19 protein-coding genes and 1 pseudogene are annotated in these 25,639 nt (G+C 72.5%); 7 read left to right on the top strand and 13 right to left on the bottom strand.

The window, feature by feature from the left end; all coding sequences use genetic code 11:
* Window positions 1-57: 57 nt before the first annotated feature.
* Genes LVO85_RS11325 through LVO85_RS11315 form a run of 3 tightly spaced genes read right to left on the bottom strand, consistent with a single transcriptional unit; the run spans window position 58 to window position 2,833 of the window.
* Window positions 58-531, bottom strand: coding sequence for a YbaK/EbsC family protein (locus tag LVO85_RS11325; RefSeq protein WP_232747589.1), 474 nt, complete (start codon window positions 529-531; stop codon window positions 58-60).
* Window positions 528-1,775 carry an NAD(P)/FAD-dependent oxidoreductase gene (locus LVO85_RS11320; RefSeq protein ID WP_232747588.1) on the bottom strand — a complete coding sequence of 416 codons (1,248 nt, stop codon included), beginning with the start codon at window positions 1,773-1,775 and terminating at the stop codon, window positions 528-530. Before LVO85_RS11320 ends, LVO85_RS11325 begins: the two co-directional genes overlap by 4 nt.
* Window positions 1,772-2,833, bottom strand: a complete 1,062-nt coding sequence (locus tag LVO85_RS11315; protein WP_232747587.1) for a semialdehyde dehydrogenase — start codon at window positions 2,831-2,833, stop codon at window positions 1,772-1,774. The genes LVO85_RS11320 and LVO85_RS11315 overlap by 4 nt, the downstream gene beginning before the upstream one ends.
* Window positions 2,834-2,980: 147 nt before the next feature.
* Here LVO85_RS11315 and pabB point away from each other — a divergent pair, with 147 nt between their 5' ends.
* Window positions 2,981-5,092: an aminodeoxychorismate synthase component I gene (gene pabB, locus LVO85_RS11310; protein ID WP_232747586.1), complete on the top strand. Its 2,112-nt coding sequence runs from the start codon at window positions 2,981-2,983 to the stop codon at window positions 5,090-5,092.
* On the opposite strand, the gene LVO85_RS11305 is transcribed toward pabB, so the two are convergent.
* Complete coding sequence (locus LVO85_RS11305; RefSeq protein WP_232747585.1) at window positions 5,061-5,564, bottom strand: hypothetical protein; 504 nt, start codon at window positions 5,562-5,564, stop codon at window positions 5,061-5,063. The two genes, pabB and LVO85_RS11305, sit on opposite strands and share 32 nt — an antisense overlap.
* Before the next feature lie 108 nt (window positions 5,565-5,672).
* On the opposite strand from LVO85_RS11305, the gene LVO85_RS11300 reads away from it, so the two are divergent.
* On the top strand, window positions 5,673-6,506 hold the full coding sequence (locus tag LVO85_RS11300; protein ID WP_232747584.1) for an aldo/keto reductase: 834 nt from the start codon (window positions 5,673-5,675) through the stop codon (window positions 6,504-6,506).
* A gap of 18 nt (window positions 6,507-6,524) precedes the next feature.
* Here the strand turns inward: LVO85_RS11300 and LVO85_RS16845 are convergent, their stop codons facing one another.
* The 4 genes and pseudogenes from LVO85_RS16845 to LVO85_RS11280 form a co-directional block, all read right to left on the bottom strand.
* Entirely contained in the window at window positions 6,525-8,102 is a 1,578-nt protein-coding gene (locus LVO85_RS16845) for a phage tail sheath family protein (protein WP_269813339.1), read from the bottom strand.
* A gap of 77 nt (window positions 8,103-8,179) precedes the next feature.
* On the bottom strand, window positions 8,180-9,922 hold the full coding sequence (locus tag LVO85_RS11285) for a glycoside hydrolase family 13 protein (protein WP_232747712.1): 1,743 nt from the start codon (window positions 9,920-9,922) through the stop codon (window positions 8,180-8,182).
* Window positions 9,923-10,033: 111 nt separating this feature from the next.
* Window positions 10,034-10,582 (bottom strand): annotated as a pseudogene (locus tag LVO85_RS17085) (FUSC family protein); the annotation flags it as partial.
* Window positions 10,583-10,922: 340 nt separating this feature from the next.
* The gene (locus LVO85_RS11280; protein WP_232747583.1) at window positions 10,923-11,213 is read right to left on the bottom strand and encodes a hypothetical protein; all 291 of its coding nucleotides are present in this window, start codon (window positions 11,211-11,213) and stop codon (window positions 10,923-10,925) included.
* Between the two features lie 140 nt (window positions 11,214-11,353).
* Between LVO85_RS11280 and LVO85_RS11275 the strand changes: the two genes are divergently transcribed.
* Both LVO85_RS11275 and LVO85_RS11270 read left to right on the top strand, forming a co-directional pair.
* The gene (locus LVO85_RS11275) at window positions 11,354-12,433 is read left to right on the top strand and encodes an FUSC family protein (RefSeq protein WP_232747582.1); all 1,080 of its coding nucleotides are present in this window, start codon (window positions 11,354-11,356) and stop codon (window positions 12,431-12,433) included.
* Window positions 12,434-12,489: 56 nt separating this feature from the next.
* The gene (locus LVO85_RS11270; RefSeq protein WP_232747581.1) at window positions 12,490-13,578 is read left to right on the top strand and encodes an FUSC family protein; all 1,089 of its coding nucleotides are present in this window, start codon (window positions 12,490-12,492) and stop codon (window positions 13,576-13,578) included.
* A 24-nt stretch (window positions 13,579-13,602) separates the two neighbouring features.
* Here LVO85_RS11270 and gghA read toward each other — a convergent pair whose 3' ends face one another.
* Both gghA and LVO85_RS11260 read right to left on the bottom strand, forming a co-directional pair.
* Window positions 13,603-15,975: a glucosylglycerol hydrolase gene (gghA, locus tag LVO85_RS11265; RefSeq protein WP_232747580.1), complete on the bottom strand. Its 2,373-nt coding sequence runs from the start codon at window positions 15,973-15,975 to the stop codon at window positions 13,603-13,605.
* Between the two features lie 69 nt (window positions 15,976-16,044).
* Window positions 16,045-17,247, bottom strand: coding sequence for an ATP-grasp domain-containing protein (locus LVO85_RS11260; protein ID WP_232747579.1), 1,203 nt, complete (start codon window positions 17,245-17,247; stop codon window positions 16,045-16,047).
* Window positions 17,248-17,393: 146 nt separating this feature from the next.
* Here LVO85_RS11260 and LVO85_RS11255 point away from each other — a divergent pair, with 146 nt between their 5' ends.
* The 3 genes from LVO85_RS11255 to LVO85_RS11245 are packed head-to-tail and all read left to right on the top strand — an operon-like array spanning window position 17,394 to window position 19,853.
* A complete protein-coding gene (locus LVO85_RS11255; RefSeq protein ID WP_232747578.1) occupies window positions 17,394-18,101 on the top strand; it encodes a hypothetical protein in 708 nt (235 codons plus the stop codon).
* Window positions 18,076-19,320 (top strand): geranylgeranyl reductase family protein, encoded by a 1,245-nt coding sequence (locus LVO85_RS11250; RefSeq protein WP_232747577.1) that lies wholly within the window; start codon window positions 18,076-18,078, stop codon window positions 19,318-19,320. The genes LVO85_RS11255 and LVO85_RS11250 overlap by 26 nt, the downstream gene beginning before the upstream one ends.
* A gap of 53 nt (window positions 19,321-19,373) precedes the next feature.
* Window positions 19,374-19,853: an OsmC family protein gene (locus LVO85_RS11245; protein WP_232747576.1), complete on the top strand. Its 480-nt coding sequence runs from the start codon at window positions 19,374-19,376 to the stop codon at window positions 19,851-19,853.
* Here LVO85_RS11245 and LVO85_RS11240 read toward each other — a convergent pair.
* The 3 genes from LVO85_RS11240 to LVO85_RS11230 form a co-directional block, all read right to left on the bottom strand.
* A complete protein-coding gene (locus LVO85_RS11240) occupies window positions 19,823-20,011 on the bottom strand; it encodes a hypothetical protein (RefSeq protein WP_232747575.1) in 189 nt (62 codons plus the stop codon). The genes LVO85_RS11245 and LVO85_RS11240 overlap by 31 nt on opposite strands.
* 515 nt (window positions 20,012-20,526) lie before the next feature.
* Window positions 20,527-21,942, bottom strand: a complete 1,416-nt coding sequence (locus LVO85_RS11235; RefSeq protein WP_232747574.1) for an FAD-binding oxidoreductase — start codon at window positions 21,940-21,942, stop codon at window positions 20,527-20,529.
* A 69-nt stretch (window positions 21,943-22,011) separates the two neighbouring features.
* The gene (locus tag LVO85_RS11230) at window positions 22,012-25,305 is read right to left on the bottom strand and encodes a BTAD domain-containing putative transcriptional regulator (RefSeq protein ID WP_232747573.1); all 3,294 of its coding nucleotides are present in this window, start codon (window positions 25,303-25,305) and stop codon (window positions 22,012-22,014) included.
* Window positions 25,306-25,639: the final 334 nt, after the last annotated feature.

Genomic DNA, 25,639 nt, shown 5'->3' with positions numbered 1-25,639 from the left:
GCGGCTCGGGGGCCGGTCGGGCCGGGCCGCGCCTGAGACGGGGATCAGGCGCCGAGCTCAGCAGACGGGCTGCACCGCGCCACCGGTGAGCAGCTCGAGCTCCCGCACCGTCGTGGCCACCATGGAGTGCTTGTCGCCCGCACCGGCCCACAGCCGGTCGTATGCCGTGAGGTCGGCGTCGATCACGGTGCGCAGGGGGTGGGGGTGGCCTGTGGGCCCGACCCCACCGACGACCTGGCCGGTGTGCTCCAGCACGAAGTCAGGGCTCGCCCGCCGCAGCCGGGCCAGCCCCAGGTCGGCGGCCACCTTCCCGGTGTCGACGCGGTGGGCGCCGCTGGCCAGCACCAGCACCGGCACACCGTCGGCGTCGAAGACGAGGGAGTTGGCGATGGCCCCCACCTCGCACCCCAGCCGCTCCGCGGCCACCGCGGCCGTCGGCACCGGCTCGTCGAAGCGCACGATCTCGGGCTCGAGCCCGGCAGCGCGCCAGGCCTCGCGGAACACCTGTGCAGGGTCGGTCGGTGTGCTCACGCAGCGAGCCTAGAGGAGGCCCTCACCCCGCTGTCGACGGGCACGGGTCGTGCGCCGCCCTGCACCACGAGACGCGTGAGGTCGGACACGACGGCAGCAGCGTTGCGGCGGGACGGCATGAACCGCAGGAAGAACGCCAGACGCACCAGCCAGGCCGGCACCCCGGTGAGCTCCACGCCGTAGATCTCGCCCACCGAGCGGCCCAGCCCGAAGGACGCCACCTGGCCCAGCCCGCGGTAACGGAAGGGCCGGGGCGGCCGGTCGTCCAGCACACGGGCGATGTTGGCGCCGACGTGCGCACCACCCTTGATGGCCCACAGCGCGTTGGCCGGCACCGGGTGGCCGGTGGCCGCATGCAGCACGCGCGCCGCGTCCCCGGCAGCCCAGACCCCGGGTGCGACCGAGAGGTCCGGTGCGGTGACCAGGCGCCCACGCTCGTCACGCAGACCCCGGCACAGGCCGGGGATCTGCACCGGCCGCTGCCCGACCGTGCCGAGCACGGTCCGGGCCGCGAGCCAGGAGCCGTCGGAGAGCCGGGCCCCGCCGGGGGTGACGCCGGCCAGGCCTGTGCCCAGCCGCACACGCACCCCCAGACGCTCCAGCTCCGCGTCGGCGCGCTCGGCCAGCCGAGGGTGCTCGGCGCGCAACGCCGGCAGCAGGGTGGGGCCGCGATGGACCAGGGTGACGCTCAGCCGGTCGCGCCCGAGGTCGGCCAGCGCCGCCGCGAGCTCGACGCCGGCCATGCCACCTCCGGCCACCACGACGGAGCGTGAGCCGAGCCCGTCGTCCGGGGCGGCCAGTGCGGCGCGCACCCGCTGCACGAGGGCCTTGATGTCACCGGTGCCACGCAGCGTGCACCCGTGCTCGGCGAGGCCGGGCACCTGGGCGGTGGGCTCGGCGCCACCGGTGCCGAGGACCAGGTGGGTGTAGGACAGCGTCCGCTCGGCACCGCCGGGCAGGCGGTAGGTCACGGTGCGCCCGGTGGTGTCCACGCCGGTCACCCGCGCGTGGACCACCCAGGCCCGAGGGCAGACCTCGGTGAGGGGGGTGCGGGTGCGCTCGAAGGGCAGCTGACCGGAGGCCACCTCCCCGGTGAACCCGTGGAAGCTGTGCGCGGCGTCGGCGCTGACCACGACGACCTCGAGCCGTCCCCGGCGCAGGTCGCCGCGCATCCGCCGGGCCAGCGCGGCATACGCGTGCAGGGTCACGTAGCCTCCGCCCAGCAGCACGACCCGGGCGCTCACGCCGCCACCCCCGGCGGGAGGGCGACCGGCGCCGGGACCGGTCGGCCGAAGGAGGTCGACGCGCACGGGGTGAAACCGAGGTGGGACAGGTCGGCAGCCAGCGCCCGGGTGTGGTCCACCTGCTCCAGGGTGGGGGCGCCGACGGCGAAGTGGCCCTCGTGCCCGGAGAGCGCCAGCAGCGCCGTCTCGGCGAAGCAGGCATAGGCCTTGCCGTCCGGCAGCCCGATGTCGCCGCCCAGCAGCCGCAGGGAGGGGATGTCGACCACGCCGCCGTCGACCACCAGGACGTCGGGTCGCTCCGCGGCCAGCGCGGGGGAGGTGTTGCGGGGCTGCGTCGCGTCGAGCACCACGGCGCCCGGGCGCAGGTGCTCGGGTCTCAGCAGGGAGTCGGCCGACGCGGTGAGCAGCACGACGAGGTCGGCGTCGGCGACGTCGCGCATCGAGACCGAGACCGTGGTCGGCACGTGGCCGCCGGTCCGCGCGGCCAGGGCCCCCAGGCGCGGCGCCGAGCGGGCGACCAGGGTGAGCCGGTCGACGGCCCGGTCCCGTGCCAGCAGGGCGGTCACCGCGCTGCCGACGCTCCCGGTGGCCCCGACGACGGCGACGTGCCGTCCCCGGTCCGTGCCGAGGGTGTCCAGCAGGCGGCGCGCCTGGGTGTCCACCGTCGCGGCCGTGAAGGCGTTGCCGTTGGTCACGCCGATGTCCGTGCGGGAGCGCAGGGCCACCCCGCCCGCGGTGACGGTGGCGGTGAGGGCTCCCAGCCCGACGAGGCCCGCGCCGAGGCGCACCGCCCGGTCGGTGGCCCGGTCGACCAGCCGGCGCCCGCGACCCGGCTGCTCGAGGAGCCGGCGCGCGCCGCACGGCACCATGACGACGTGGCCGGCCTGCCGACCACCGATGACGACGGAGGCCATCGTGATCGGCGGCACGGGCAGACGTCGCAGTGCGGTGTCGTACACCCGCTCGGGGACGGCGCCGAGGGGTGACCACACGCGGGCCATGTCCGCACTCACCCGGACGCGCGGATGGACGAGGAAGGCGAAGCTGCCGTTGCTCATGATGGTCCTCTCACTGCTGCCGGGTCTGTGCCGGCGGACGGGGCCGCCGCCGCGTTGCGCTGGAGGAGGCGGGCTCCCGTGCAGGTGATACGTCGACCCGCGGCTGAGCCGGGCAGCCGGAGGATGCGGCGGGTAGAGTCGCGAGTCGTGGTGCATCGGCGCGTGCTGCTCATCGACAACGTCGACAGCTTCACCTTCAACGTCGCCGACCTGCTGCACCGGGTGCTCGGCGAGGCACCCACGGTGTGGCGCAACACGCACGCCGCGACCGCCGCGGACCTGCAGGGCTTCGCTGCGATCGTCGTGGGCCCCGGCCCGGGTCGTCCCCAGGTGCCCGGGGACATGGGGCTCTCGGACCTCGCGCTGCGGCAGCGACAGGTGCCTGTGCTCGGCGTCTGTCTGGGTCACCAGGGCATGGCCCACCTCGCCGGTGACGCCGTGGTGCAGATGGAGGTGCCCCGGCACGGCATCGTCTCCCCGGTCCAGCACGACGGCACCGGCATCTTCGCCGGGGTGCCCTCCCCGTTCGAGGTCGTCCGCTACCACTCGCTGGACGTGCGGCTCGACGACCGCTCACCGCTCGCGCCGGCCGCATGGGCGCTCGACGACGGCTGCCTGATGGCCCTGGCCGACCCGGCACAGCGACGCTGGGGGGTGCAGTTCCACCCCGAGTCGGTGCTGTCTCAGCACGGTGACCTCATCGTCGCCAACTTCCTGCGGCTCGCCGGTGTCGAGTGCGCGACCGAACCCACCCCCGGCCCGGTCGCGGTCGGCGACGCCCCACGGCCCCACCCGGTCGCGGGAGGTCGTGCCCGCGAGGTGACCCTCGAGGTCTGCCGTGCTGCCGGCCCGGTGGATCCCTGGCTGCTGCACGAGCAGCTCACCGCCGACAGCGAGGTGTCGTGCTGGCTGGACGCCTCCGACGGCCGGGGGGTCTCGGTGGTCGCGCTCGCCGACGGGCCTCTGGCGGTCACCGTCACCCATCGGGTGGGCACGGGCTCCCAGGTCACGAGCGCCGACCCGGAGGTCGGCTCGGCGGCACGCCCACTGCTGCTCGACACCATCGACGCCCTCCTGGGGCGCTTCCGCCTGGTGGACGGCGACCTGCCCTTCGACGTCCGGCCGGGCCTCGTGGGCTACCTCGGCTACGAGCTGAAGGCGGAGACCTCCGGCGTGGCCGCCCACGCCTCGGCGCTGCCGGACGCCTGGCTGGTGCTGAGCGACCGGATGGTCGTGCTCGACCACGCCACCGGCGAGGTCCACGCGATGGCCCTGGTCGACGCCGAGGTCGCGGAGGAGCAGCGCGCCTGGCTGCGGCACGTGGAGGCACTCGTGGCGCAGCTCCGGGGACGCACCGACACGCCGGCCGACACACCGGACCCCGCGGCCGCGAGCCCCGACGTGCGCGGCCTGGCGCGGCACTCCGAAGCGGCCTACCTCGCGCTGGTCGCCGCGTGCCGGCGGCAGATCGCGGCGGGGGAGTCCTACGAGATCTGCCTGACCAACGAGGTCTCCTGGCCGCACCCCGTCGACCCCGCGGCACTGCACCGCACCCTGCGCCGGCTCAGCCCGGTGCCGTGCGGCACCTTCCTGCGCCTGCCCGGGCTGGCCGTGGTCGGGGCCTCGCCGGAGCGCTTCGTGTCGGTCTCGGCCGCGGGGGTCGTCGAGGCGCGGCCCATCAAGGGCACCCGGCCCCGCGACCCCGACCCCGCTCGGGACGCCGCGCTCGTCGACGACCTGTCCGCCCAGGTCAAGGACCGTGCCGAGAACCTCATGATCGTCGACCTGCTGCGGCACGACCTGCACCGGGTGTGCCGCTCGGGCAGCGTGCACGTGCCCAGCCTGTTCCAGGTCGAGAGCTACGCCACCGTCCACCAGCTGGTCTCGACGGTGCGCGGCGAGCTGGCCGAGGGGATGGTCGCGACCGACGTGCTGCGCTCGTGCTTCCCGGGCGGCTCCATGACCGGGGCACCCAAGGTGCGCACCATGGAGATCCTGGACGCCCTCGAGGGGGCGCCCCGAGGGGTCTACTCCGGCGCGGTCGGCTGGCTCGGGCTCAACGGCGCCATGGACACCTCCATCGTCATCCGCACCGCGACGGTCGTCGAGGGCCACGCCACCTTCGGGGTGGGCGGTGCCGTCACGGCCCTGTCGGACCCGCAGGAGGAGTATGCCGAGACGCTCACCAAGGCACGCGCGATGGCGACCGCCCTCGCCGTGTCGCAGCTCAGTCCGCCTGGTCGAGACCGACCGCGATGACCTCCAGGGTGCCGCCCCCGCGCCAGGTGAAGCGCAGGGCCGGGCCCTGGTCGCCGGGTGAGAGCTCGGCGAGGGTGACCGACGTCCGCAGCATCGCGGTCGCCATGTGCAGGAAGTCGCCGGGGCGGCGGCTGGTCGCCAGCACGACGTCGCCGTTGGAGAAGCAGATCCGGGCCACGCTGCGCGCCGGCGCCTGCCGGATGGCGCGCACGGGCACCTGACGCCGGATGACGTCGCCCATCCGCACCTCCAGCAGGCGCCTTAGGTGGGCGGCCTCCTCACGGTCGACCTCGGCGAACATCCGCTCGAGGTCCTGCTCGTCGTCGGCGCTCAGCGGCAGGTCGGGGTCGGGTGCGCGAGGTCGTGGCCGGGCCACGCCGGTGTGTGGCTCCTCCGGCTGCTGCCGGGCAGCCCGTGACCAGCCCAGCCCCACGACCAGGACCAGGGCGACGAGAGCGAGCGCCCACTCCATACGCCCAGTGTGCGGGACGATCCGTGCCACGGCGCCCAGAACCCCCGGGGGGTGCCCTGTCCGGGGGTGTGGGGAATAGCGTGGCGGGTGCGCCACGCTGCCTGTGGCATGACTGTTCCGCAGATCGCACTCAACAACGGCGTCCACATCCCGCAGGTCGGCTACGGGGTCTTCCAGATCCCCGACGGCCAGACGCAGGTGGCGGTCGAGCAGGCGCTGGAGGCCGGCTACCGGCACATCGACACCGCGGCCGCCTACGGCAACGAGGCCGGGGTCGGGGCCGCCATCCGGGCGAGCGGGCTGCCGCGCGACGAGGTCTTCGTCACCACCAAGCTGCGCAACGGCGAGCAGGGCACCGAGGCCACCCTGAAGGCCTACGACGACAGCCGCCGACGGCTCGGTCTCGACACCGTCGACCTCTACCTCATCCACTGGCCGGTGCCGTCGTGGGGCAGGTACGTCGAGACCTGGAAGGCGATGGAGAAGCTGTATGCCGAGGGCGCCGTCCGTGCGATCGGCATCTCCAACTTCCTGCCGCCGCACGTGCGCACGCTCATGGAGCAGGCCGAGGTCACGCCGGCGGTCAACCAGGTCGAGCTGCACCCGAGCTTCCAGCAGGTGGCCACCCAGCAGGCGGGCACCGCACACGGCATCGCGACCGAGGCCTACGCGCCCCTCGGGCAGGCCAAGGACCTCGACCAGGCCGCGGTCACCGAGGCCGCCGAGGCGCACGGCGTGACCCCGGCCCAGGTGGTGCTGCGCTGGCACGTGCAGAACGGCACGGTCGTCATCCCCAAGTCGGTGACCCCGGAGCGCATCGCCTCCAACATCGACCTCTTCGGCTTCGAGCTGAGCGAGGCCGAGATGGCCGCGGTGACCGCGCTCGACACCGACGAGCGGATGTTCCCGGACCCGGAGACGGCCGACTTCACGATGCTCTGAGGCCCGCCCTCCCCGCGGTCAGCGGGGGGAGAGGCCCGCGCGCAGCCGCAGGCGGACCACGACGAACTCGCTGGGCTTGCTGGGGGCGACACCCACCACCAGGTTCACCACGCCGTCGGAGATGTCGCCGGGGGTGGTCGTCGTGCGGTCACAGGTCACGAAGAAGGCCTCTCTCGGCGTGGCGCCGACGAAGGCCCCCTCCCGGAACAGGTCGTGCAGGAAGACCTCCACGTCGCCGCGGATGCGCGACCACAGGGTCTCGTCGTTGGGCTCGAACACGGCCCAGCGCAGACCCTGCATGAGGCTCTCCTCGACCATCAGGGCGAGCCTGCGCACGGAGACGTAGCGCCACTCGCTGACCCGCCCGTCGAGCCCCACGGAGGTGCGGGCTCCCCAGACGGCCGTCCCGACGCGTGGGAAGGTCCGGATGACGTTGACCGCGATCGGGTTGAGCAGGTCCTGGTCGGCGTCGAGGAGCTCGGTGACGGGGGTGGCACCGCGGACCCTGGCCTCGATGCCCGCCGGTGCCTTCCAGACACCTTCCTCGCCGTCGAGGCGCGAGCACACCCCGGCCACGACGCCACTGGGCGCGACGACCCGTGGCCGGCCGGCGGCGAGCGGGTCCTCGACCTGCAGCGGGGGAAAGTAGAACGCGGCGTTGGGGTCCCGTAGGGCACCGTGACGGCCTACCCAGGCCGCCATGTCCGCACTGTTCGTGACCGTGAGCGGGGGGTCGACGAGCAGGAACGCGCGCCGCTGCCGGCAGTAGGCCAGGGCGGCGCCGACGACCGACCCGTAGCCGTGGTCGAGGTTCGCCATGGCAGGAATGCAGACGATTCCGATCGTCTCGTCGGCGTGGTCGAGCAGGGGCATGCCGCGGGCCAGGTCCAGCGCGGAGGGCCGTCCCCCGTCGCTCCCGCCGGTGAGCGCGCGGAAGCCGGGGCAGCCGGGGTCGCGCAGCGTGGCCGGGTCGGACACCGTCGCGGCGGTGAGCTCGGGCAGCGGGCGGTCGGCACCGCCGTCCTCCAGCAGGTGGTCGACCAGGTGCACCAGCGCGGAGCTGTTGGTCACGGTCGTCGGCGCGTACCGGGGGTCGTCCTGGTCCATGCTCAGGTCGTCGTGGACCTCGGACTCGACCACCCGCAGCTCTCCGCGCAGACGGGCGACCTGGCGCACCACCAGGACGAACCGGCCCTGGCTGTCCCCGACCTCCACCCCCACCTGCAGCTCGTTGCCCCAGTGGCCGGGCGTGTGCGCCTCGACGGTGAGCAGCGGCTCGTGTCCGTCGGTCAGGGTCAGCATGGCAGCGCGGGCCCGGTCGGCCTCGGCCGGCGCAACCCGGAGCACCACGGCACGCCGGCCGCCGTGCTGGAAGAACTGCCGGATGCCGTAGCTCGCCTCGCTGCGCGCGTCGAGACCCCCGTAGGCCGTCACGAACTCCTGGTAGCTGTCGACCACGAGGGGGTGGTCCAGCGGGCCGCGGGCGAAGAAGTCGACGAACGCCGTCGTCGAGCTGTCGACCGGCCGGATCCAGTGATGGTCGTCCGGGGACTCCTCGAGGTAGACCCCGGACGACGACGGCGGCTGGACAGGCATGGTGCTCCTCGCGACGGGGACTCGACAGCACCACCTTGCTCCCTGGGCAGGGCCGATGGCAACGGCTCGGCGCCGGCTCAGCGCGTGAGGTGGGCTCGGGACTCCCAGGGGGCCAGGGTGAGGCGGGTCCCCTCGCGCTGCACGTCGCGGTGCGTGCTCACGAGCACCGGGCCGTCCAGGTGCGCGGCGTGCTCGGCGAGGTCGACGGTCGCGGGCGCGCCGGACATGTTGGCGACCACGAGCAGGCTCTGACCCTCCAGGGTGCGCAGGTAGGCGAACACCTGCTCGTCGGAGGGCAGCAGCAGGTGGTAGCCGCCGTGGACCACGACGTCCTGTGTGTGCCGCAGCTCGACCAGCAGCCGCAGGTGGTGCAGCACGGAGTCGGGGTCCTCGAGCGCTGCGGCGGCGTTGATCTCGGTGTGGTTGGGGTTGACCGCGATCCAGGGCGTCCCGGCGGTGAAGCCCGCGTGCTCGCTGCCGTCCCACTGCATCGGGGTGCGGGCGTGGTCGCGGCTCTTGGCCGTGAGCGAGGCGAGCACGTCGTCGGTGCTGTGGCCCTGTGCCAGGGCGCTGCGGGCATAGTTGAGCGACTCGATGTCGCGGTAGTCCTCGATCGTGGCGAACGGGGCGTTGGTCATGCCGAGCTCCTCGCCCTGGTAGACGTAGGGCGTGCCGCGCAGCAGGTGCAGCACGGTCAGCAGCGTCTTGGCGGAGGTCACCCGGTGCTCGGGGCTGTCGTCACCGAAGCGGGACACCGCGCGTGGCTGGTCGTGGTTGTTCCAGTAGAGCGAGTTCCACCCCGTCGCGGCCAGGCCCTCCTGCCAGAGGGTCAGGTTGGCCTTGAGGTCGGTGAGACGCAGGGGGGCGACGTCCCACTTGATGCCGCTGCGGCCGATGTCGAGGTTCATGTGCTCGAAGGTGAAGACCATGTCGACCTCTCCGCGGGCGGGGTCGGTGTAGAGCACGGCCTGGTCGATCGTGGAGCCGGGCATCTCACCGACCGTGATGAGGTCCCGGCCGGCGAGCACCTCACGGTGCATCTCCTGCAGGAACTCGTGGATGCGGGGACCGTTCATGAAGTAGGGCGTGCCGTCGCCGAGGGCGGTGCCGGGGATGCTGGGGCCGTCGGGCAGCGTGCCGTCGTCGTGGGTCGCCTTGGAGATCAGGTTGATGACGTCCATGCGGAAGCCGTCGACGCCCCGGTCGAGCCACCACCGCATCATCGCGTAGACGGCCTCGCGCACCTCGGGGTTCTCCCAGTTGAGGTCGGGCTGCTTGCGGGAGAACAGGTGCAGGTAGTACTCGCCCGTGGTGGGGTCGAGCTCCCAGGTCGGGCCGGAGAAGAACGACTCCCAGTTGGTGGGCTCGGCGCCGCGGCTGCCGGGCTCGTGGCCGGGCCGGGCCGGCCGCCACCAGTACCAGTCGCGCTTGGGGTTGTCCGTGCCGGAGCGCGACTCGACGAACCACGGGTGCTCGTCGGAGGTGTGGTTGACGACCAGGTCCATCACGATCCGCATCCCCCGCTCGTGGAGGCCGCTGATGAGCTCGTCGAGGTCGGCCAGGGTGCCGAACGTCGGGTCGATGCCCTGGTAGTCGCTGATGTCGTAGCCGTTGTCGTCCTGCGGGGACGCGTAGACCGGGGACAGCCACACGACGTCGACGCCCAGGGTCTGCAGGTAGTCCAGCCGTCCGATGACCCCGCGCAGGTCACCGACGCCGTCGCCGTCGGAGTCGGCGAACGAGCGGGGGTAGATCTGGTAGACGACGGCGGACTTCCACCACTCGGCGTCGCGCGCAGGGGCAGGGGTCGCAGGGCTCATCCGGGGTCCTTCGGGCGTCGGGGCGGTCAGTGCGGGTATGCCGTCCAGCAACCCTAGGTCGTCGCGCCGCCGGGACCACAGGGTGAGCACGGCGAGTCCGACCAGCACCAGGGCGACGGCCAGGGCCACGTCGACGAGCCGGGCGGTGCCGGCCGCCAGCCCACCGGACGGCGCGTCCAGCAGCAGCACGAGCAGCGCGGTGGTCAGGGCGGCGTTGGGCAGCAGCGACCGCGCCGTCACGACCACCAGCAGCAGCAGGAGCACCGCGAGGGCGAGGCGGAGCTGCTCGGGCAGGTCGAGCGCGACCGTGGGGAGGGCGAGCGGGAGGCCGAGCGCCGTCCCGAGCAGCCGCTGCCGGGCGCCGTGCTCGACCCGGACCCCCGGCGTCGGAACCGCCAGGACGAACACGCTGACCGGCACCCAGGCGGCGTGCGGCTGGTCCGACAGCAGCGCGATGGTGGCGGCCACGGCCACGACCGCCCCGAGCGTCACCCCGACGGCGACCGCGGTGCCCTGCGGGGTGCGGACGGCAGGGACCTCGTGCGGCAGGCCCAGCCGTCGTGCCGCCACCACCGCGTAGAGGCCGGCCGCTCCGGCTGCGGTCAGCCGGACGGCCAGGTCCTCCCCGGCGCCAAGGGCAGGGGTCGACCCGGCCAGCATCCCGGCGAGTGCCAACGGCACGAGCAGGCCCCGTGTGGACCCCAGGCCCGCCAGCAGGCCGAGCGCGGCCAGCAGGGCCACCCACCACCACGTCCCGACGCTCAGCGCAGCGGCGGCGATGACGACGAGGAGCACGGGCAGCGCCCTCAGGGCCAGGGCGGTCCCGGTGCGCAGGGTCAGCAGCAGGGTGAAGGCGGCGCCCAGGGCTGCCGCGCTCGCCACGGTGGACCCGCCCAGGGCGGTCCCTGCGGTCAGGGGCACCCCCAGCATCACCGTCACCATGACGGCGGCCAGCAGCAGACGCCGACCCAGCGAGAGCTGCTCCTGTGCCCTCATGCTCTCAGCGCAGGCCGACCAGGCCGGAGACCACCCAGAGCAGGGCCCCGGCCCCCAGCAGCCTGCGGAAGGGGTTGACGCCCCGCACCAGCTCGTCCACGGCCCACCAGGTCAGCGCTCCCGTGGCGACGACGCGGGCGGCCGTGAAGGCCGTCGACGGCTCCGGCAGCACCCAGCTCGCGACGGTGGCGGCCAGGAAGACCCAGATGGGCAGGTTGGGGAGCTGCCCGATGACGATGCGGTCGTCCTCACGGCTGCGGAACATCCAGTCCATGACGCCCCTGCGCTCGGTCATGGCCCTGATCCCACCACACGCACCTGACCGGGCCGCACCCGTCACCTCCGTGACCACGGTCTCACCCCTGCGGGTGTGGCGCGCTGGGAGTTTATGTGACCGAGGCAGGGGTCGGCCAGAGTGAGAAGGTGAACCCCCCTGTGACCACCTCTCCCTCCGCCTGGCAGCGGCTGACGGAGACCCTGAACCGTCCCACCACGCAGGCCGACCTGCTGCAGATCCTCAAGTCCGTGCTGGCCGCGATGATCGCCTGGCTGCTGGCGGTCAACGTCTTCGAGCTGGCGCAGCCGTTCCTCGCGCCCTGGACCGCCCTGATGACGGTGCACGCCACGATCCACCGCAGCCTGTCGCGCGGGATGCAGATCGTCCTGGCCACGCTGCTCGGCGTGGGCCTGGCCTACGGCTTCCCGTTCTTCTTCGGCATGGGTGTGGGCACCCTCGGCATGGTGCTCCTCATCGGGCTGCTGCTGTCGCGCATCGGCTACATCCGTGACGAGGGCATCGTCGTGGCGACGACCGCGCTGTTCGTCCTCACGACGAACTGGCGGGTCGATGAGACGATGCTGCTGGACAGGGTGCTGGACACGCTGGCCGGCGTGGTCATCGGGGTGCTGGTCAACGTGCTGGTCGTGCCTCCCCTCAACACCCAGATGGCAGAGCAGTACGTCGAGGGCATCGACCGCGGCCTGGGCCGGCTGCTGATGGACCTGGCCGAGGACGCCCGCCGGCCCTGGACCGACGAGGACTCCTCGGTCTGGGTCGACCGCACCCGCAAGCTGGACGACGACCTCGACAACGCGTGGGAGCTCGTGCGCGAGGCCCAGGAGAGCGTGCGCTGGAACCCCCGGCGACGCTGGTCGCAGGAGGCGATCGGCGACCCGGCCGAGTACGAGCTGACGCTCGTCCGGCTCGAGGAGGGCATCGCGCAGACCCGCAGCATGGTGCGCCTCATCCACGAGTCGACGGTCGACGCCGTGGAGTGGGACGACTACTTCGCGGAGCGCTGGTGCGACCTGCTGGAGGAGGTGGGCCGGCGCATCTCCGAGCCGGAGGGGGACCTGGCGGCGCTGACCGACGAGGTGCGTGCGCTCGCCAAGGAGCTCGCCGAGCGCCGGATGTCCGACGTGCTGTGGCCGATCTACGGCACGCTCGTGTCGGCGCTGCTCAACATCATCCGCATCGTCGGCAACGAGGCGGGCTCGCGCGCGGCCCGCGCCTGAGACCCGACGTGGCACGCGGCCTTGCCGCGCGGGACCGGTGCGGCCAGGGTGGGGTGATGAGCACCGTCCTCGACTCCGTCAGGTCCGCTCCGTCCCGCGCCGTCCGCGCCGCCCGACAGCCGTCGCTGCAGACCGACCTGCTGCAGATCACCAAGTCCGTGGCGGCCGCGCTCATCGCCTGGGTGCTGGCAGTCAACGTCTTCGACCTGACCTCGGCCTTCCTGGCGCCGTGGACCGCGCTCCTGGCGGTCCACATCACGGTCCACCGCAGCGTGTCACACGGCACCCAGACCGTCGCTGCGACCGTCCTCGGCATCGTGCTGTCCTACCTGGCGGTGGAGCTGTTCGGGATGGGCCTGGTGGCGCTGGGCGTGACCCTCTTCGTCGGGCTGCTGGTGGCCCGGGTGTCCCTGCTCCGGGACGAGGGGGTGACCGCGGCGACCACGGCACTCTTCGTGCTGACGACGAGCTGGACGCTGCAGGAGTCGATGCTCATGGACCGCATCTTCGACGTGCTCATCGGGGTGAGCGTCGGGGTGCTGGTCAACCTCGTGGTCGTCCCACCCCTGGTCGACAGGAGCGCCGAGCAGCAGCTCGACCGGATCGACCGCGACCTCGGCGACCTGCTGGAGGACATGGCCCGCGAGATGCGTGAGCAGTGGAGCGACGACGACTCCCAGAGGTGGATCGACCGCACGCGCCGGCTCGACGACGACCTGGACGACGTCTGGAGAGTCGTCAGGGAGTCACGGGAGAGCGGCCGGTGGAACCCCCGCAGGAAGCTGTCGCGCAAGGCGGGCGACCCGGCGGGCTACGAGGAGGTGCTCAGGCGGGTCGAGGAGGGCATCGCCCAGGCCCGGGGGATGGCCAGGATGATCCACGAGTCCACGGTGTCCTCGGAGCAGTGGGACGACCACTTCCGCGAGCGCTGGCTCGACCTGCTGGAGGAGACGGGCCGGCGCGTCGGCGACCCGCAGGGGGACGTCGCACCCCTGCGCCGGGACGTCGACGAGCTGACGAGCGAGATGTCGACCAGGGACCTGCCGCACATGCTCTGGCCGGTCTACGGGTCGCTGCTGGCGAACCTCAGGAACATCATCACCATCGTGGACGACGTCGCGAGCTCCCGACCCGTCCGCGGCTGACCCGCGAGCGACCCGCGACGAGGCTCAGGGACGGCGGACCAGCACCACGCCCTGGCTGTCGGCCAGGTGGAGGGGGGCGTCGGCGCCCGTCCACTCCACGCCCGGGGCCAGCAGCTCCGGCTGCCACCCGGCGGCCTCGAGCGGTGCGTCCGGCACCTTGGCGCAGAGGACGTCGACGGGGTCGCCCGCCAGGTTGACCACCAGCAGCACCTGCTCCCCGTCCGGCCCGTGGCGCAGGCTGTGCGCCAGGAACGCGCCGTCCTCGGTGCTGTGGCCGTAGCGGTCCTGCGGCCCGGCGTCCTCGCGCAGCCAGGGCCGGGAGTGCCGGAACTCCCTGACCGAGCGGTTGAAGGCGGTGCGGGCAGGGTCCAGCGAGGGCAGCCACCGGGGCACCGAGCAGAAGTCGTGCGCGTCGTCCATGAACGCCCGGGCCACCTGCTTGAGGCTGGAGGTCGTGGGCTCCGGCCCGGGCAGGCGCGGGGTCACGCCCGCCATGAGCTCGGCAGCAGTGGTCAGGTCGTCACCGGCTGCCTCGACACACCGGGCCAGGGCGGCGAAGAAGGCACGGGCGTCCTCCAGCGTCCCGAGACCCAGGTCGCGCAGACGGGCGAAAGCGCCGGGCTGCGACCAGCGCTCCTCGTCGACCTGCCACCAGAGGAAGAGCGACTCCTCGGCCACGATCTTCACGCCGTAGCGGTCGTCGGCGTTGCGGATGAAGCCCCACGGGGCCCGCGCGGTGGCGTTGAGGAAGTCCATCGGCACACCGGGGAACGCGGCATACGTCAGCATCTGTGCGCCGGCGTTGTCGTAGGCGTTGCCCAGGATCTGCGGCAGCGTGTCGCCGAGGGCGGGGTTGACCGGCTCGTCCAGCGGGATCTGGGTGCCGCGTCGCACGGTGTCGTGGTTGGCGCTGCCGGAGATCCAGTGGCTGCCGGTGGTGAAGATCTGCTCCACGCGCCACCAGCGCTCGTCCCAGAACCCGTGCAGGGCCGGGGTGTTGTGGGCGAAGGTGATCGGCCCCCACTGGAAGGCGTCGGGCTGCTGGTCGATGACGGCACGGTAGGTCGAGGCGACCGGCCAGTCCTCACGGGGCCACGGCCGGCCGTCCTCGAAGACGAACCACGGCAGGTAGCGCACTCCGTGCACCGACTGCTCGACCTGCGACATACGGGCCAGGAAGTCGTCGTCGTGGGCGACCACCTGCTTGGCGGCGTCCCACGTCTTGAAGTCCTGGGCACCGTCGACCCGCACCCCGTCGGCGCCGAGGTCGACCTTGCGGCGCTGCATCTCCAGCATGAGGGCCCGCACGACCGGGTGCTGCTGGTTGACGTCCTGGCCGTACATGTTGGGGCCACGGAACCAGGGGGAGGGCAGCAGGGAGAGCGCCTGGTTGTCGGTGTGGCCGTAGACGACGTCGAGGACGAGCATCATCGGTTCGGGCAGGCTGTGCAGCGCGGCGGCGAGGTCGACGACCTCGTCGGGGCGCCCGTCGGCGAGCAGGGCCGGGTTGGTGGCCGAGGAGCCGGCCAGCACGATGTCGTAGCCCCAGTTGGTCATGTCGGGGCGCCGCAGCCGCAGCGTCACCTCGGGGGCGTCGGCAGGACCCTCGTCGACGCGCTGCACCGCGCGGGGGCCGAGCTCGTACTCGATCGTGGGCTCCAGCGGCAACGGCTGGAGCGCCTCGTAGCCCGCCAGCACCTCCTCCTCGGCCGTGAGCCGGCGGCCGGTGTGCAGCGCCTCGCCCAGCGAGCGGAACTGCTCGGCCAGGGCACCGACGGTCCCCTGGGTCGTGGCCGTCGGCACATGGAGCTGCAGGATGTTGGTGGGCGGGTCGAAGTGCACCACGCCCTGCGCGTCGGCGCGGTCCGCCAGCGCGGCGTAGTAGTCGCCGTCACCGCGCGCCGCCTGCATCCCGGCCACGTCGTAGACCTCGGCCGGGCCGAACGCGCCGAAGGGTAGCGAGTGCGCGACGACGTCGAGGATGACGTGCCGGTGGCCCCGGTCGTCCTGCCAGACGAGCTGGTAGAGCGCGCCGACCCGGTCGCGGGTCCCCGGCTGCACCCCCTCCAGGACGGCCCAGCGGTACTCCCCGTCCGCCACGACCGGCAGCTGGGCCCGCCGGAAGACCACCTCCTGGTCCGGCACCGACAGGTCGAGGCCCTCCGGCGGCAGCAGCACCTCGAGGGCCACGTGCTCGTCGGGGGTGCCGGTCTCGACGAGCTGCGGCGCCCAGAAGCCGATCTCGACCCGGTCACCCGTCCAGGTGGCCCCGAGCCGTCGCGCGATCCGTCGGGCCGCGACGAAGTCGTCGGGCTCGTGCTTGCGGATCGACCGAGCCCAGGCGGCAAGCTGTTCGCCTGCCTCCGGGACCGTGCGGGCTGGGGACGTCGTCGGCATCCTCGTGCTCCTTCCGGGGGTCTCCCGAGTCGGCGTGCCGACCAACCTAGCAAGGAGCAGGTATGCCGGTCAGCCCGCTGCAGCCGTGCCCGTCGCGGACCGGGACGGGGCCAGGAAGGGCTCGTCGGTGCCGGCGTGCTCCCCGGAGATCCGCTCGCGGACCAGCTGGAGGGTGGGGCAGGGGTCGGCACGGTCCCAGACACTGTGCTGGGCGCCGAGGCCCCAGCGGAGGCTGTCCAGCACATCGGCGACGAGGCCCCCGCGGCGCTCCGTGCGGGCTCGACGCAGGTCTCCGGCGAGCCATGAGTACCGGTGGCCCCCCGGTGCGTCCGGCAGCGTCGGCACCGGGTGGCCCAGGGCCGCCCGGCACCACGCGTCGACCAGCCCCGGTCGGGCGGCGTTGGTGAGCGCCAGCGAGCCGAAGAAGCGGCCGTTGAGGTCGATCAGCCGGGGCACCCCGGTGGCGTCGGTGAGGAACTGCAGCTCGACCAGGCCCCACCAGCCGATGCGGGAGAGGAGCCGCTCGACCCGTGTCACCAGGTCCTGGTCGACCGCGACGGTCCGGGCCCGCGACGACATCCCGGAGGGGGTCGGCCAGAGTCCGGACGTGGTCTGCTGGACCCGCCCGTGCAGCCGGCCGTCGTCGAACAGCCCGATCACGGCACCCAGACGACCCTCGACCGGCTCCTGGAGCACGGGCTCGGCCCCCGAGGCGCGGATGTGCTCCACCTGGGCCCGGGCGGCGTGCGGGTCGGGGAACAGCCGGGCGTCGATGCGGTGGCGACGTCGCTGCCCCGGCGACCAGTGGGTGCGGCACTTGACCACGACGGGGCCGGACCACTCCCGGAGTGCGTCGTCGGTGGCGGCCACGGTGTGCGGCGCCCCCAGCCCCACGGCGTGCGCGGCGTCAGCCAGGTCGACCTTGTCGAGCGCGCTGCGCACGGCCTCGAACGGCGGGTGCGCCACCGCCGTCGGGATCTCGTCCCGGTAGGCCGACAGCCCGGCCATCCAGTCGTCACCGCCACCGAGCACCACGTCATAGGCGCCGTCGGCGACGGCTGCCCGCACCCCCCTCACGAAAGCGCGTCCGTCACCGCGGGGACGCGGCACCAGGTGGCTGGCGGACACGGCACGGGAGGCGGTGACCATGCCGGACCCGGTCGGGGTGCCCGCCCCCACGGACCACCCCGCGTCGTGCAGCGCACGGGCGCCGGCCAGGGCCCCACGGTCCCGGCCCGTGCAGACGATGAGGGCTCGGGGCGACATAGCCATGCGGCCACCCTAGCGTCGGACTGTCGACGATCCCGGGACCCGGGTGCGCGATTCCCCGTGGAGCAACGGCGTGCACCACGCGGGCCGACACGCCAGGACGGGGGTCTCACGCGGCCGGGACGCACGACGCACCTACCGTGGTGGCCATGCCCGGAGACGACACCCGCTTCCCCTGGCCCTGGGTCGTGGCCGCCGTGGTGGTCGGTCTGGCCCTGTCGGCACCCGCCCCGCTGGCCGGTGTGCTGACCGGCGGGAGCCTGGACCCGATGGACCTCATGAGCGACGCGGTGGAGGTCACCGGCATCGCCTGGCACGCCGGTGCCGTCGCCTCGCTCAACCTCTTCGTCTGGGCGGCCGGGGCGGGGGTCTTCCTCGTGGCGGCGATCGGCCTGCGCCGCCGCGACGGGTCCCTGGCCGCCATGCTGCTCGCCCTCGGGCTGCTGAGCCTCGTGCTCACCCTGGACGACCGGTTCCTGCTGCACGAGGTGGTGCTGCCGCACTACCTCGGGGTGCCGGAGCTCGTGACCTACGGGCTGTATGCCGTCGCTGCGGTCGCCGTGCTGGTGGCCTTCCGGGACGTCTTCCGGCGGCTGCCGGAGACCGGCATCCTGCTGTTCGCGATCGCGGCCCTCGCGGTCTCCGTGGGGCTGGACCTCACCGGATGGGACTCCCTCACCCGCCGGGTGGCCGAGGAGACCTTCAAGATGGTCGGGGCCGTGGCCTGGGCGGCCTTCCCGGCCGCGGTCGTCGTCCGGCACCTGGAGGATGCGCCGGCCACTGCGGGTGCTGGTGTGCCGAGCACCCGGGTGGGCCTGGGACAATCGGGGCGTGAGCACGACACCGATCCCCGCTGAGACCGATGTGCTGGTCGTGGGTGCCGGGCCCGCGGGGTCGGCAGCGGCGACCTGGGCGGCGCGCCTGGGCCACGACGTGGTGCTGGCCGACGCCGCCGTCTTCCCGCGCGACAAGAGCTGCGGGGACGGCCTGACCCCACGCGCCGTCGCCGAGCTCGACCGGCTGGGCCTGGGCGACTGGGTGCGTGCCCACGTCGTCAACCAGGGTCTGCGCGCCCACGGCTTCGGCCAGGTGCTGGAGCTGCCCTGGCCCGGCGGGTCGCTGCCCGACCACGGCTCGGCCGTGCCGCGCACCGAGCTCGACGACCACATCCGCACCGGCGCCGTCAAGGCCGGTGCCCTCGGGCTGGAGGGCGCCCGCGCGGTGGACGTGGAGTGGTCCGGTGAGCGCGTGGCGGGTGTGGTGCTCGACGTGGAGGGGGAGCGGCACACCGTGCGCTGCCGCCACCTGGTGGTCGCTGACGGGGTGCGCTCGCAGCTGGGCCGCATGCTCGGCCGGGAGTGGCACCGCGACACCGTGTTCGGGGTGGCCGCCCGGGCCTACGTCGACTCCACCCGCTCCGCCGACCCCTGGATCAGCTCGCACCTGGAGCTGCGCGGCATGCAGGGCGAGATCCTGTCCGGCTACGGGTGGATCTTCCCGCTGGGCGGAGGGCAGGTCAACGTCGGGGTCGGCACGCTGGCGACGGCCAGACGCCCGGCGAACATCCAGCTCAGGCCGCTCATGCAGTTCTACGTCGACGCCCGCCAGGAGGAGTTCGGCCTCTCCGGGCCGATGCAGGCCCCGCTGTCGGCGATGCTGCCCATGGGCGGAGCCGTCTCCGGGGTCGCGGGCGCCAACTGGGCACTCATCGGCGACGCGGCCGGGTGCGTGAACCCGCTCAACGGCGAGGGCATCGACTACGGGCTGGAGACGGGCCGTCTGGTCGCCGAGACCATCGACGCGGGCCTGCCGCTGGGCACCACCTGGCCCGGGGTGCTGACCGAGCACTACGGCGAGGCGTTCTCCATCGCGCGTCGGCTCGCCGGTGTCGTGACCGTGCCGCGGGTGCTGCCCACGCTGGGGCCGGTGGGCATGCGCTCGACCTGGATGATGACCCTTGCGCTGCGGTGGATGGGCAACCTGGTCACCGACGAGGACCGCGACGTCGCGGCCCGCATCTGGCGGTGGGCGGGCCGGCAGTCGGTGCGTCTGGACCACCGGGCCCCCTTCAGCTGAGTCCGGGACCTTGGCCCCTATGGCAGGCCGAATCGACGGGTCACCCTGGAGCCATGACCGACGTTCACCACGACGCTCCCGCCGCGACGGCAGCCTCTACCGCATACCGGGTGACCGCCCACTCCTCGCCGTCCTCCCGCGCCAGCGCCGAGGCCGCCGGGGCCGTCATCCCCTTCGACGGCACGTGGGGCAGGCCGTATGCCGGGTTGCCGGGGCCGGCCGAGCTGCTCGCCTCGGCCTTCGCGGCCTGCCTGCTGAAGAACCTGGCGCGGGCCCGGGTCCTGATGGGCTACGAGTACACCGAGGCGGACGTCGAGATCGTCGCCGAGCGTCAGGACAGCCCGCCGCGGTTCGTGTCGGTGCACTACACGCTGCGGGTGAGCACGACCGAGTCAGCACGCCGCACCGAGCTCATGCACCGCAACCTCACGAAGTTCGGCACCGTCTACAACACGCTGGCGGCCGTGTGCGACGTGCACGGTGAGGTCGTGCGGGTCGCGCCTCAGGCGGCGAGCGCGGCGAACCCCTCGTAGACCATGATCGCGGGCCAGACCAGGCCCTGCACGACGGCCAGCACGTACTCCCAGAACGCGTCCGCCTGCTGCCAGAAGTAGACGACTGTGCCGAGCACGCCGAGGCCGTAGATCGCGCTGCCGGCGCCTGCGCTGGCGTTCGCGTTGCTGCCTGCCATCCCTGCCCCTTTGTTTGGTGCCGATGTCCCAGCATACGAGCGCGGGGTCACGACCTGGCGGCCTGCGGGACCTGGGCCGTCAGCCGGCGAGCAGAGCGGTGGTGGCGGCCAGGAGCAGCACCGCCCGGTCGAGGCACAGGTCAGCGCACCGAGTGGGCCGTCCTCGCGCCCGCCACGAGCGAGCAGCACCGCCGTGACGACCGCGACGGCCGCAGCTGCGACGACGCTGACGGAGTGCTGTAGAGCCACGTGTCCGGCACGAAGTGCACTGCGGTGGCGGTCGCCGACGACCTTGACCCTCCACAGCATGCATGTGGCGCCCCGAGGTGCACCTACGGCACCTGGGCCACATCCCCGAAACGACCTAGGTCGGGGTCCAGGACCGCGACCTCTCAGCCACGTCGTGCCAGCTTGACGGCTGTGGCAGCACCGGCGACCGAGGTGCCGAGCACGACCGCCCGAGGTCCGTTGCGCCCAGCGTCGGGCAGCACGTCGTGTCGCCGGGAGGGTGTCGTTCATGTCGTGCCCGGGTCGATGTTCTGGTTGATCCGGAAGATGTTGTCGGGGTCGTAGCGGCGTTTGACCTGGACCAGCCGGTCGTAGGCTCGGGACCCGTAGGCGTCCCGGACCCGGTCGAGCCCCTCGTCGCCGAGGAAGTTGAGATAGGGCGCACCCGTCGTGTGCCGCTGCATGGCGTCCCAGGCTCCACGGACCCAGCCCACGTGCCTGGCGTGCTCGTCATCATCGCTCCACATGCCGATCAGGTTCAGCACGAACCGATGGTCACGGTGCCCGAACGCAGCGCCCCCCTGCGGCTCCTGGGTCAACGCACCTTCCATGTGGTGCAGATGCACCGCGGACAGCGGGAAGAGATCGCGGAGTGCGGCGGCCTGGGCGACGAGCTCGTCGATGCCGGCTTCGTCGAGGTCGTCGAGATAGGCAGTCTTCCAGTACGTGCGTATGCCGTACGGAGCGGAGTGGTCGAACAGCGACTGGAGGCTCACGTAGGGCATGGGGCCGATCACGTCGGCAACCGGCTCCCCGAACCCGCGAAGTGGGACGAGCGCCTCGAGGGCGTCGGAGGTGTCGCCGGTGTGACAGACGGCGACGGCGACCAGCGGGGCCCCCTGGTACTCGGCCGGGATGAACGGCTGTGGCGGAGCGGTGAGGAAGACCACCATGGTGGTGAGCTCGTCGGGAAGGGACCGGGTCCAGTCGGCGTAGAAGCGCAGCAGCTCTCCTGCGCTCTCCGCGGGGTGGAACACGGCCCCACCGACGACAAGTGGCCCCACCGGGTGCAGTGCGAACTCGAGCGATGTGACGACGCCGAAGTTGCCGCCTCCGCCCCTGAGCCCCCACAGCAGCTCAGGCTCGCTCTCGAGGCTCGTCGTGACGAGCGCCCCGTCGGCGGTGACGACGTCGGCCGAGCACAGGTTGTCCACGGCGAGACCGTGGCGACGCATCAGCCAGCCGATGCCGCCGCCGAGTGTGAAGCCGGCAACCCCGGTCGTGCTGACGAGGCCCCCGGTCGTCGCGCACCCGAAGGCCTGGGTCTCGCGGTCGAGCTCACCCCACAGCACGCCGCCCTGCGCTCGCACCGTGCCGGCAGAGGTGTCGACCCTGATCCCCTTCATCGGCGACAGGTCGAGCACAAGGCCGTCGTCACAGGTCCCGAAGCCGGCGACGTTGTGACCCCCACCGCGCACCGCGATCGGCAGACCTTCGCTGCGGGCGAACTCCAGCGTGCTCAGCACATCTGCTGTCCCCGTGCACCGGGCGACCACGGCCGGATGGCGGTCGATCGCGCCGTTCCACACCCGTCGGGCAAGCTGGTACTCCTCGTCATGTGGAGTGATGACGTCCCCTTTGAGGGACGCACGCAGGTCCGCGAGCGTCGCCTCACCGATCACCGTGGACTGTGTATTGCGCATGTGTCTCACCCTTCCCGCGAGTCCGGTCCGTTCGAGACAGAGGTCTACGCCTGACACCTGAGCACGGTCTTAGCGCGGGCTGAACAGGTGTGAGTCGTCCGCCTCGGTCAGGATGCGCCGGCAGCACGCTGCTGCGTGTTCGTAGCCGAGCGTCTCGAAGGTGGTGTGGGCCGCTCTCGCGAGCTCCAGGGCGTCCGTCGGTCTGCCCGCTCGCCGAAGGGCGTCGGCGAGGTCGAGGCTGACCAGTGCAGTCGTCAGGTGCTGACCCATCACCGTCGATATCTCGAGCGCCTCGCGCAGCGCCTTGAGACCCGCACCGAAGGCACCCACGGCTACCTCGAGCTCGCCACGAACCTCGAGCGCACCCAGCACCGCCGGGAGGTCTCCCTGCTCCCGCGCGGCACGCTGGACATCGTCCAGCAGCCTCCGGGCGGTGCGGGGAGTCCTCTCTTCAATCGCGACCCTACTGAGCCCGAGCATCACCATGTGACGCCCGCGCACGTCGCCGACATTCTCGTAGGCGACCAGGGACTCTTCCATCCGGAGTCTGGCTCGCTCGAGCTCGCCCTGGGCGAGTGCGAGCGAGCCGAGCCGTGCCAACACGAGTGCCTCACCGGACTCGTCGCCTTCGTCCTGGTAGGTGGCCTGCGCCCGTTCGAAGTGCCCCCGGGCCTCGCCTCCTTGCCCCACGGCCCGCTTCAGGCTTCCCAGGTTCGCCTCGACGTAGGCCTCGGCTGATGGCCCAGCCGTGGCGCGGTGTGGCATGAGTGTGTCCTCCCACACCAACCAGGGCACCCCGAGCCGCCGGGACGTCGTCACCGGGCAGACCGGCAGCATCAGCACAGCGCCGGCCTCTCGCGGCTGAGATCTCAGCAGCCGACGGGTTTCCAGGAGGAGCTCATGGGACAGCTCGACTCGGGAGCAGTGGGCCGCCAGCACCGCGCGAGCATGAAGAGCCGAAGCCTGGTCGGTGACCAGACCGCCCGAGGACGCGATCTCCTCGGCGCGGTGGAATTGCGCCCCGGCGGCGTCGAAGGGGTCGAGGTCGGTGAACAACCGGTGGATGCCGTCGAACACGAGCGCCCTGCTCTCGGCTGCCGCGCCCCGGACGGCACGTGCTTCGGCCACGGCGTTGTCGATGTAGCCGTGCATGCTCGGGCTGCGGATGCCCTTCCATCTGCTGTGCAGCGCGAAGACGCCCAGCCAGCACGCAGATCGCGCCTCGGAAGGTCCGTCCGCAACGGCCAGCGCGGCCTCGAGCTCCCTGATGCCGTCATCGAGGTACCCGAACAACAACCAGTATGTCCACATCGCGGAGGCGAGCCGAACCGCCTCGGAGGGGTCGATACGGCGTAGCCGCGCGAGGGCCGCCCTCAGGTCGGTGCGTGACTGGTCGAGTCGTGCGAGCCATCGGTGGTGCTCGGGTCCGGTCAGCTCGCCCACGGCGCGGTCGACGTACGAGGCGAACCACCTGGCATGTGCGTCGAGAGCTTCCTCGACGGCACCACGGTCGCGGAGCTCGGTCAGGGCGTACTCCCGGATCGTCTCGAGAAGGCGGAAACGTGGCTGGTCCATGACTGGTTCGGCGACGATCATCGACCGGTCCACCAGGTCGGCCAGCCGTGCCGCTACCGCAGCGGGACTCGTGTCGGTTGCGGTCCCCACCGCCACCGCTTCCGGCACGGCGAAGCTGTCCCGGAAGGTCGCCAGCCGACACAGCAGGGACCGTTGCTCGTCGGGGAGGAGGTCGAAGCTCCACCCGATGGCGGCCTCGAGCGTCTGATGCCGGGTCAGCCCGGTTCTCCGGCCGGCGGTGAGCAGGTGGAACCGGTCGTCCAGTCCCTCAGCGACGGCAGCCAGAGTCAGGGCAGGGACCAGCGCCGCCGCCAGTTCAAGTGCAAGGGGCAGGCCGTCGAGTCGCACGCAGATCTGGGCAGCCGTGGCGGCGTTGGACTCGTCGAGCTCGAAGTCCGGGTCGCCCACAGACACCCGGTCGACGAGGAGACGCACCGACTCGTACCGGGTCAGCGCGTTCGGCGCGGGCAGGTCGTCCACGTCCGGCAGTCGCAGTGACGGCACGCGACGGACCCACTCGCCGGGCACACGAAGCGGCTCGCGGCTCGTGGCGACCACGGTGAGTCGCGGGCACGCCGACAGCAACGTCTCGGCGACCGCGGCCGCGGCGTCGATCAGGTGCTCGCAGTTGTCGAGCAGGAGCAGCTGCCGTCCGGTGCCGATCCGGTCGGCGATCGCGTTCATCAGGCCCTGCTGGGGGGCGCCACGCACGCCGAGGGTGCGTGCGATCTCGAGGTCGACCCCGGACCTCGAGGTGAGCGGACCCAGCTCGACCAGAAAGACCCCGTCCAGGGACTCGTCCAGGCATCGGGCGGCGACCTCGGTGGCGAGTCTGGTCTTGCCGCACCCGCCAGGACCTGTGAGTGTCACCAGGCGACGACGGGAGATGGCCACCGTGAGCTCAGCCAGCTCGCGCTCGCGCCCGACGAAGCTGCTCAGCGCCGTCGGGAGGTTGTTCGGGATGTCACGGTGATCGCGCGAGTGTCCGGCCACCCGGGACGTGACGGGCTCGGGGGGCGCCAACCTCCCCCTACGGATCTGGTCGAGGATGCGACGACTCTCGACGGCAGGTTCGACGTCGAGGTCGTCACGCAACGCCAGCTCGAGCGCAGCGAACTGTTGTTGTGCTGCGGCTCGGTTGCCAGAGTGCGCATGGACGCGCATCAGGGCTTGGTGGGCGTTCTCGTCCACGGGGTTGTCGTTGAGCACCCTCTCCAACAGCCTGCGCGCCTCGACGAGGTCCCCCGCGTCCAGGCAATGCTGCGCCAGCCTTCGCAGCAGGTCGTTCCGCGCGCGGCCAAGGGCGGCGCGGCGCACCATCAGCCACTCGGCATACCGGTCGTCGGCCAGCAGCTCGCCGCCGTACAAGGACAACGCCGCGCGTAGGTCCCTGGGGTCCTTGCTGCAGCTCAGTGCCTCGAAGGCTTCGACATCGACCCAGACACCGGCCTCAGGGGCGAACGTGACCCACTCATCCTCCAGGCGCAGACAGTCATGCCCGTCACCACCGGCCGACGTGATGGCCCTCCGAGCGGCCGACAGCGCCTGGTACAGGTTGTTCGCCGCCGATCGAGGCTGGCGGTCGGGCCACAGCAGGTCGATCAGCTCGTCACGGTGCAGGCGATGGCGCGAGTCGAGTGCCAGAAGCTTCACGACGTGCTGTGCCTTCGCCAGTCTCCACGCGCGCGGGACCACCCGCTCGCCCGATACGGTCACGGAGAACGCGCCGAGAAGCCGGATCTCCACTCCGGGCCGGGCACTGGCGTCCAGACCCGTGAACACGCTCACCCCATCAGTATGGAGCGGCGACGCACGGGGCACGAGCACACCGGCCTGGCCTCCACCGCTCTGCGCACTCGAAAGGTGCCTCGCCGGGGTCGACGGAGGGTCTCACTCGACGGCGGATGAGCGTCGTGACACAGCACCACCGCACCCCGACGAGGTTCGGCATACAGGGATGGCCGCCTGCGACGGATTGCGGACGGCGATCCCCGGCTCGCGGAGCAGCCGCCTGGAGGCCATAACTGCCTCTGACCAGCAATGGCCTGAGAGGGCCCGTGGGGCTCGAACCCACACCCTACGGACCCAAAGGCTGTCCAGAGCCTGAACGGGGACCTGGTGT

This window comes from Ornithinimicrobium sediminis (assembly GCF_021272345.1).
In the GTDB taxonomy this organism is placed as follows: domain Bacteria; phylum Actinomycetota; class Actinomycetes; order Actinomycetales; family Dermatophilaceae; genus Ornithinicoccus; species Ornithinicoccus sediminis_B.
Note: the sequence above shows the minus strand (reverse complement) of the source record. Positions and strands in the feature narration are given on the sequence as shown.

Bases quoted from the DNA above. Each gene is read 5' to 3' on its own strand.
- LVO85_RS11235 (WP_232747574.1), bottom strand. From the start codon at position 21,942: ATGCGCAATACACAGTCCACGGTGATCGGTGAGGCGACGCTCGCGGAC.
- LVO85_RS11300 (WP_232747584.1), top strand. From the start codon at position 5,673: ATGACTGTTCCGCAGATCGCACTCAACAACGGCGTCCACATCCCGCAG.
- LVO85_RS11280 (WP_232747583.1), bottom strand. From the start codon at position 11,213: ATGACCGAGCGCAGGGGCGTCATGGACTGGATGTTCCGCAGCCGTGAG.
- gghA (WP_232747580.1), bottom strand. From the start codon at position 15,975: ATGCCGACGACGTCCCCAGCCCGCACGGTCCCGGAGGCAGGCGAACAG.
- LVO85_RS11315 (WP_232747587.1), bottom strand. From the start codon at position 2,833: ATGAGCAACGGCAGCTTCGCCTTCCTCGTCCATCCGCGCGTCCGGGTG.
- LVO85_RS11245 (WP_232747576.1), top strand. From the start codon at position 19,374: ATGACCGACGTTCACCACGACGCTCCCGCCGCGACGGCAGCCTCTACC.
- LVO85_RS11255 (WP_232747578.1), top strand. From the start codon at position 17,394: ATGCCCGGAGACGACACCCGCTTCCCCTGGCCCTGGGTCGTGGCCGCC.
- LVO85_RS11285 (WP_232747712.1), bottom strand. From the start codon at position 9,922: ATGAGCCCTGCGACCCCTGCCCCTGCGCGCGACGCCGAGTGGTGGAAG.
- LVO85_RS11240 (WP_232747575.1), bottom strand. From the start codon at position 20,011: ATGGCAGGCAGCAACGCGAACGCCAGCGCAGGCGCCGGCAGCGCGATC.
- LVO85_RS11305 (WP_232747585.1), bottom strand. From the start codon at position 5,564: ATGGAGTGGGCGCTCGCTCTCGTCGCCCTGGTCCTGGTCGTGGGGCTG.
- LVO85_RS11260 (WP_232747579.1), bottom strand. From the start codon at position 17,247: ATGGCTATGTCGCCCCGAGCCCTCATCGTCTGCACGGGCCGGGACCGT.
- LVO85_RS16845 (WP_269813339.1), bottom strand. From the start codon at position 8,102: ATGCCTGTCCAGCCGCCGTCGTCGTCCGGGGTCTACCTCGAGGAGTCC.
- LVO85_RS11270 (WP_232747581.1), top strand. From the start codon at position 12,490: ATGAGCACCGTCCTCGACTCCGTCAGGTCCGCTCCGTCCCGCGCCGTC.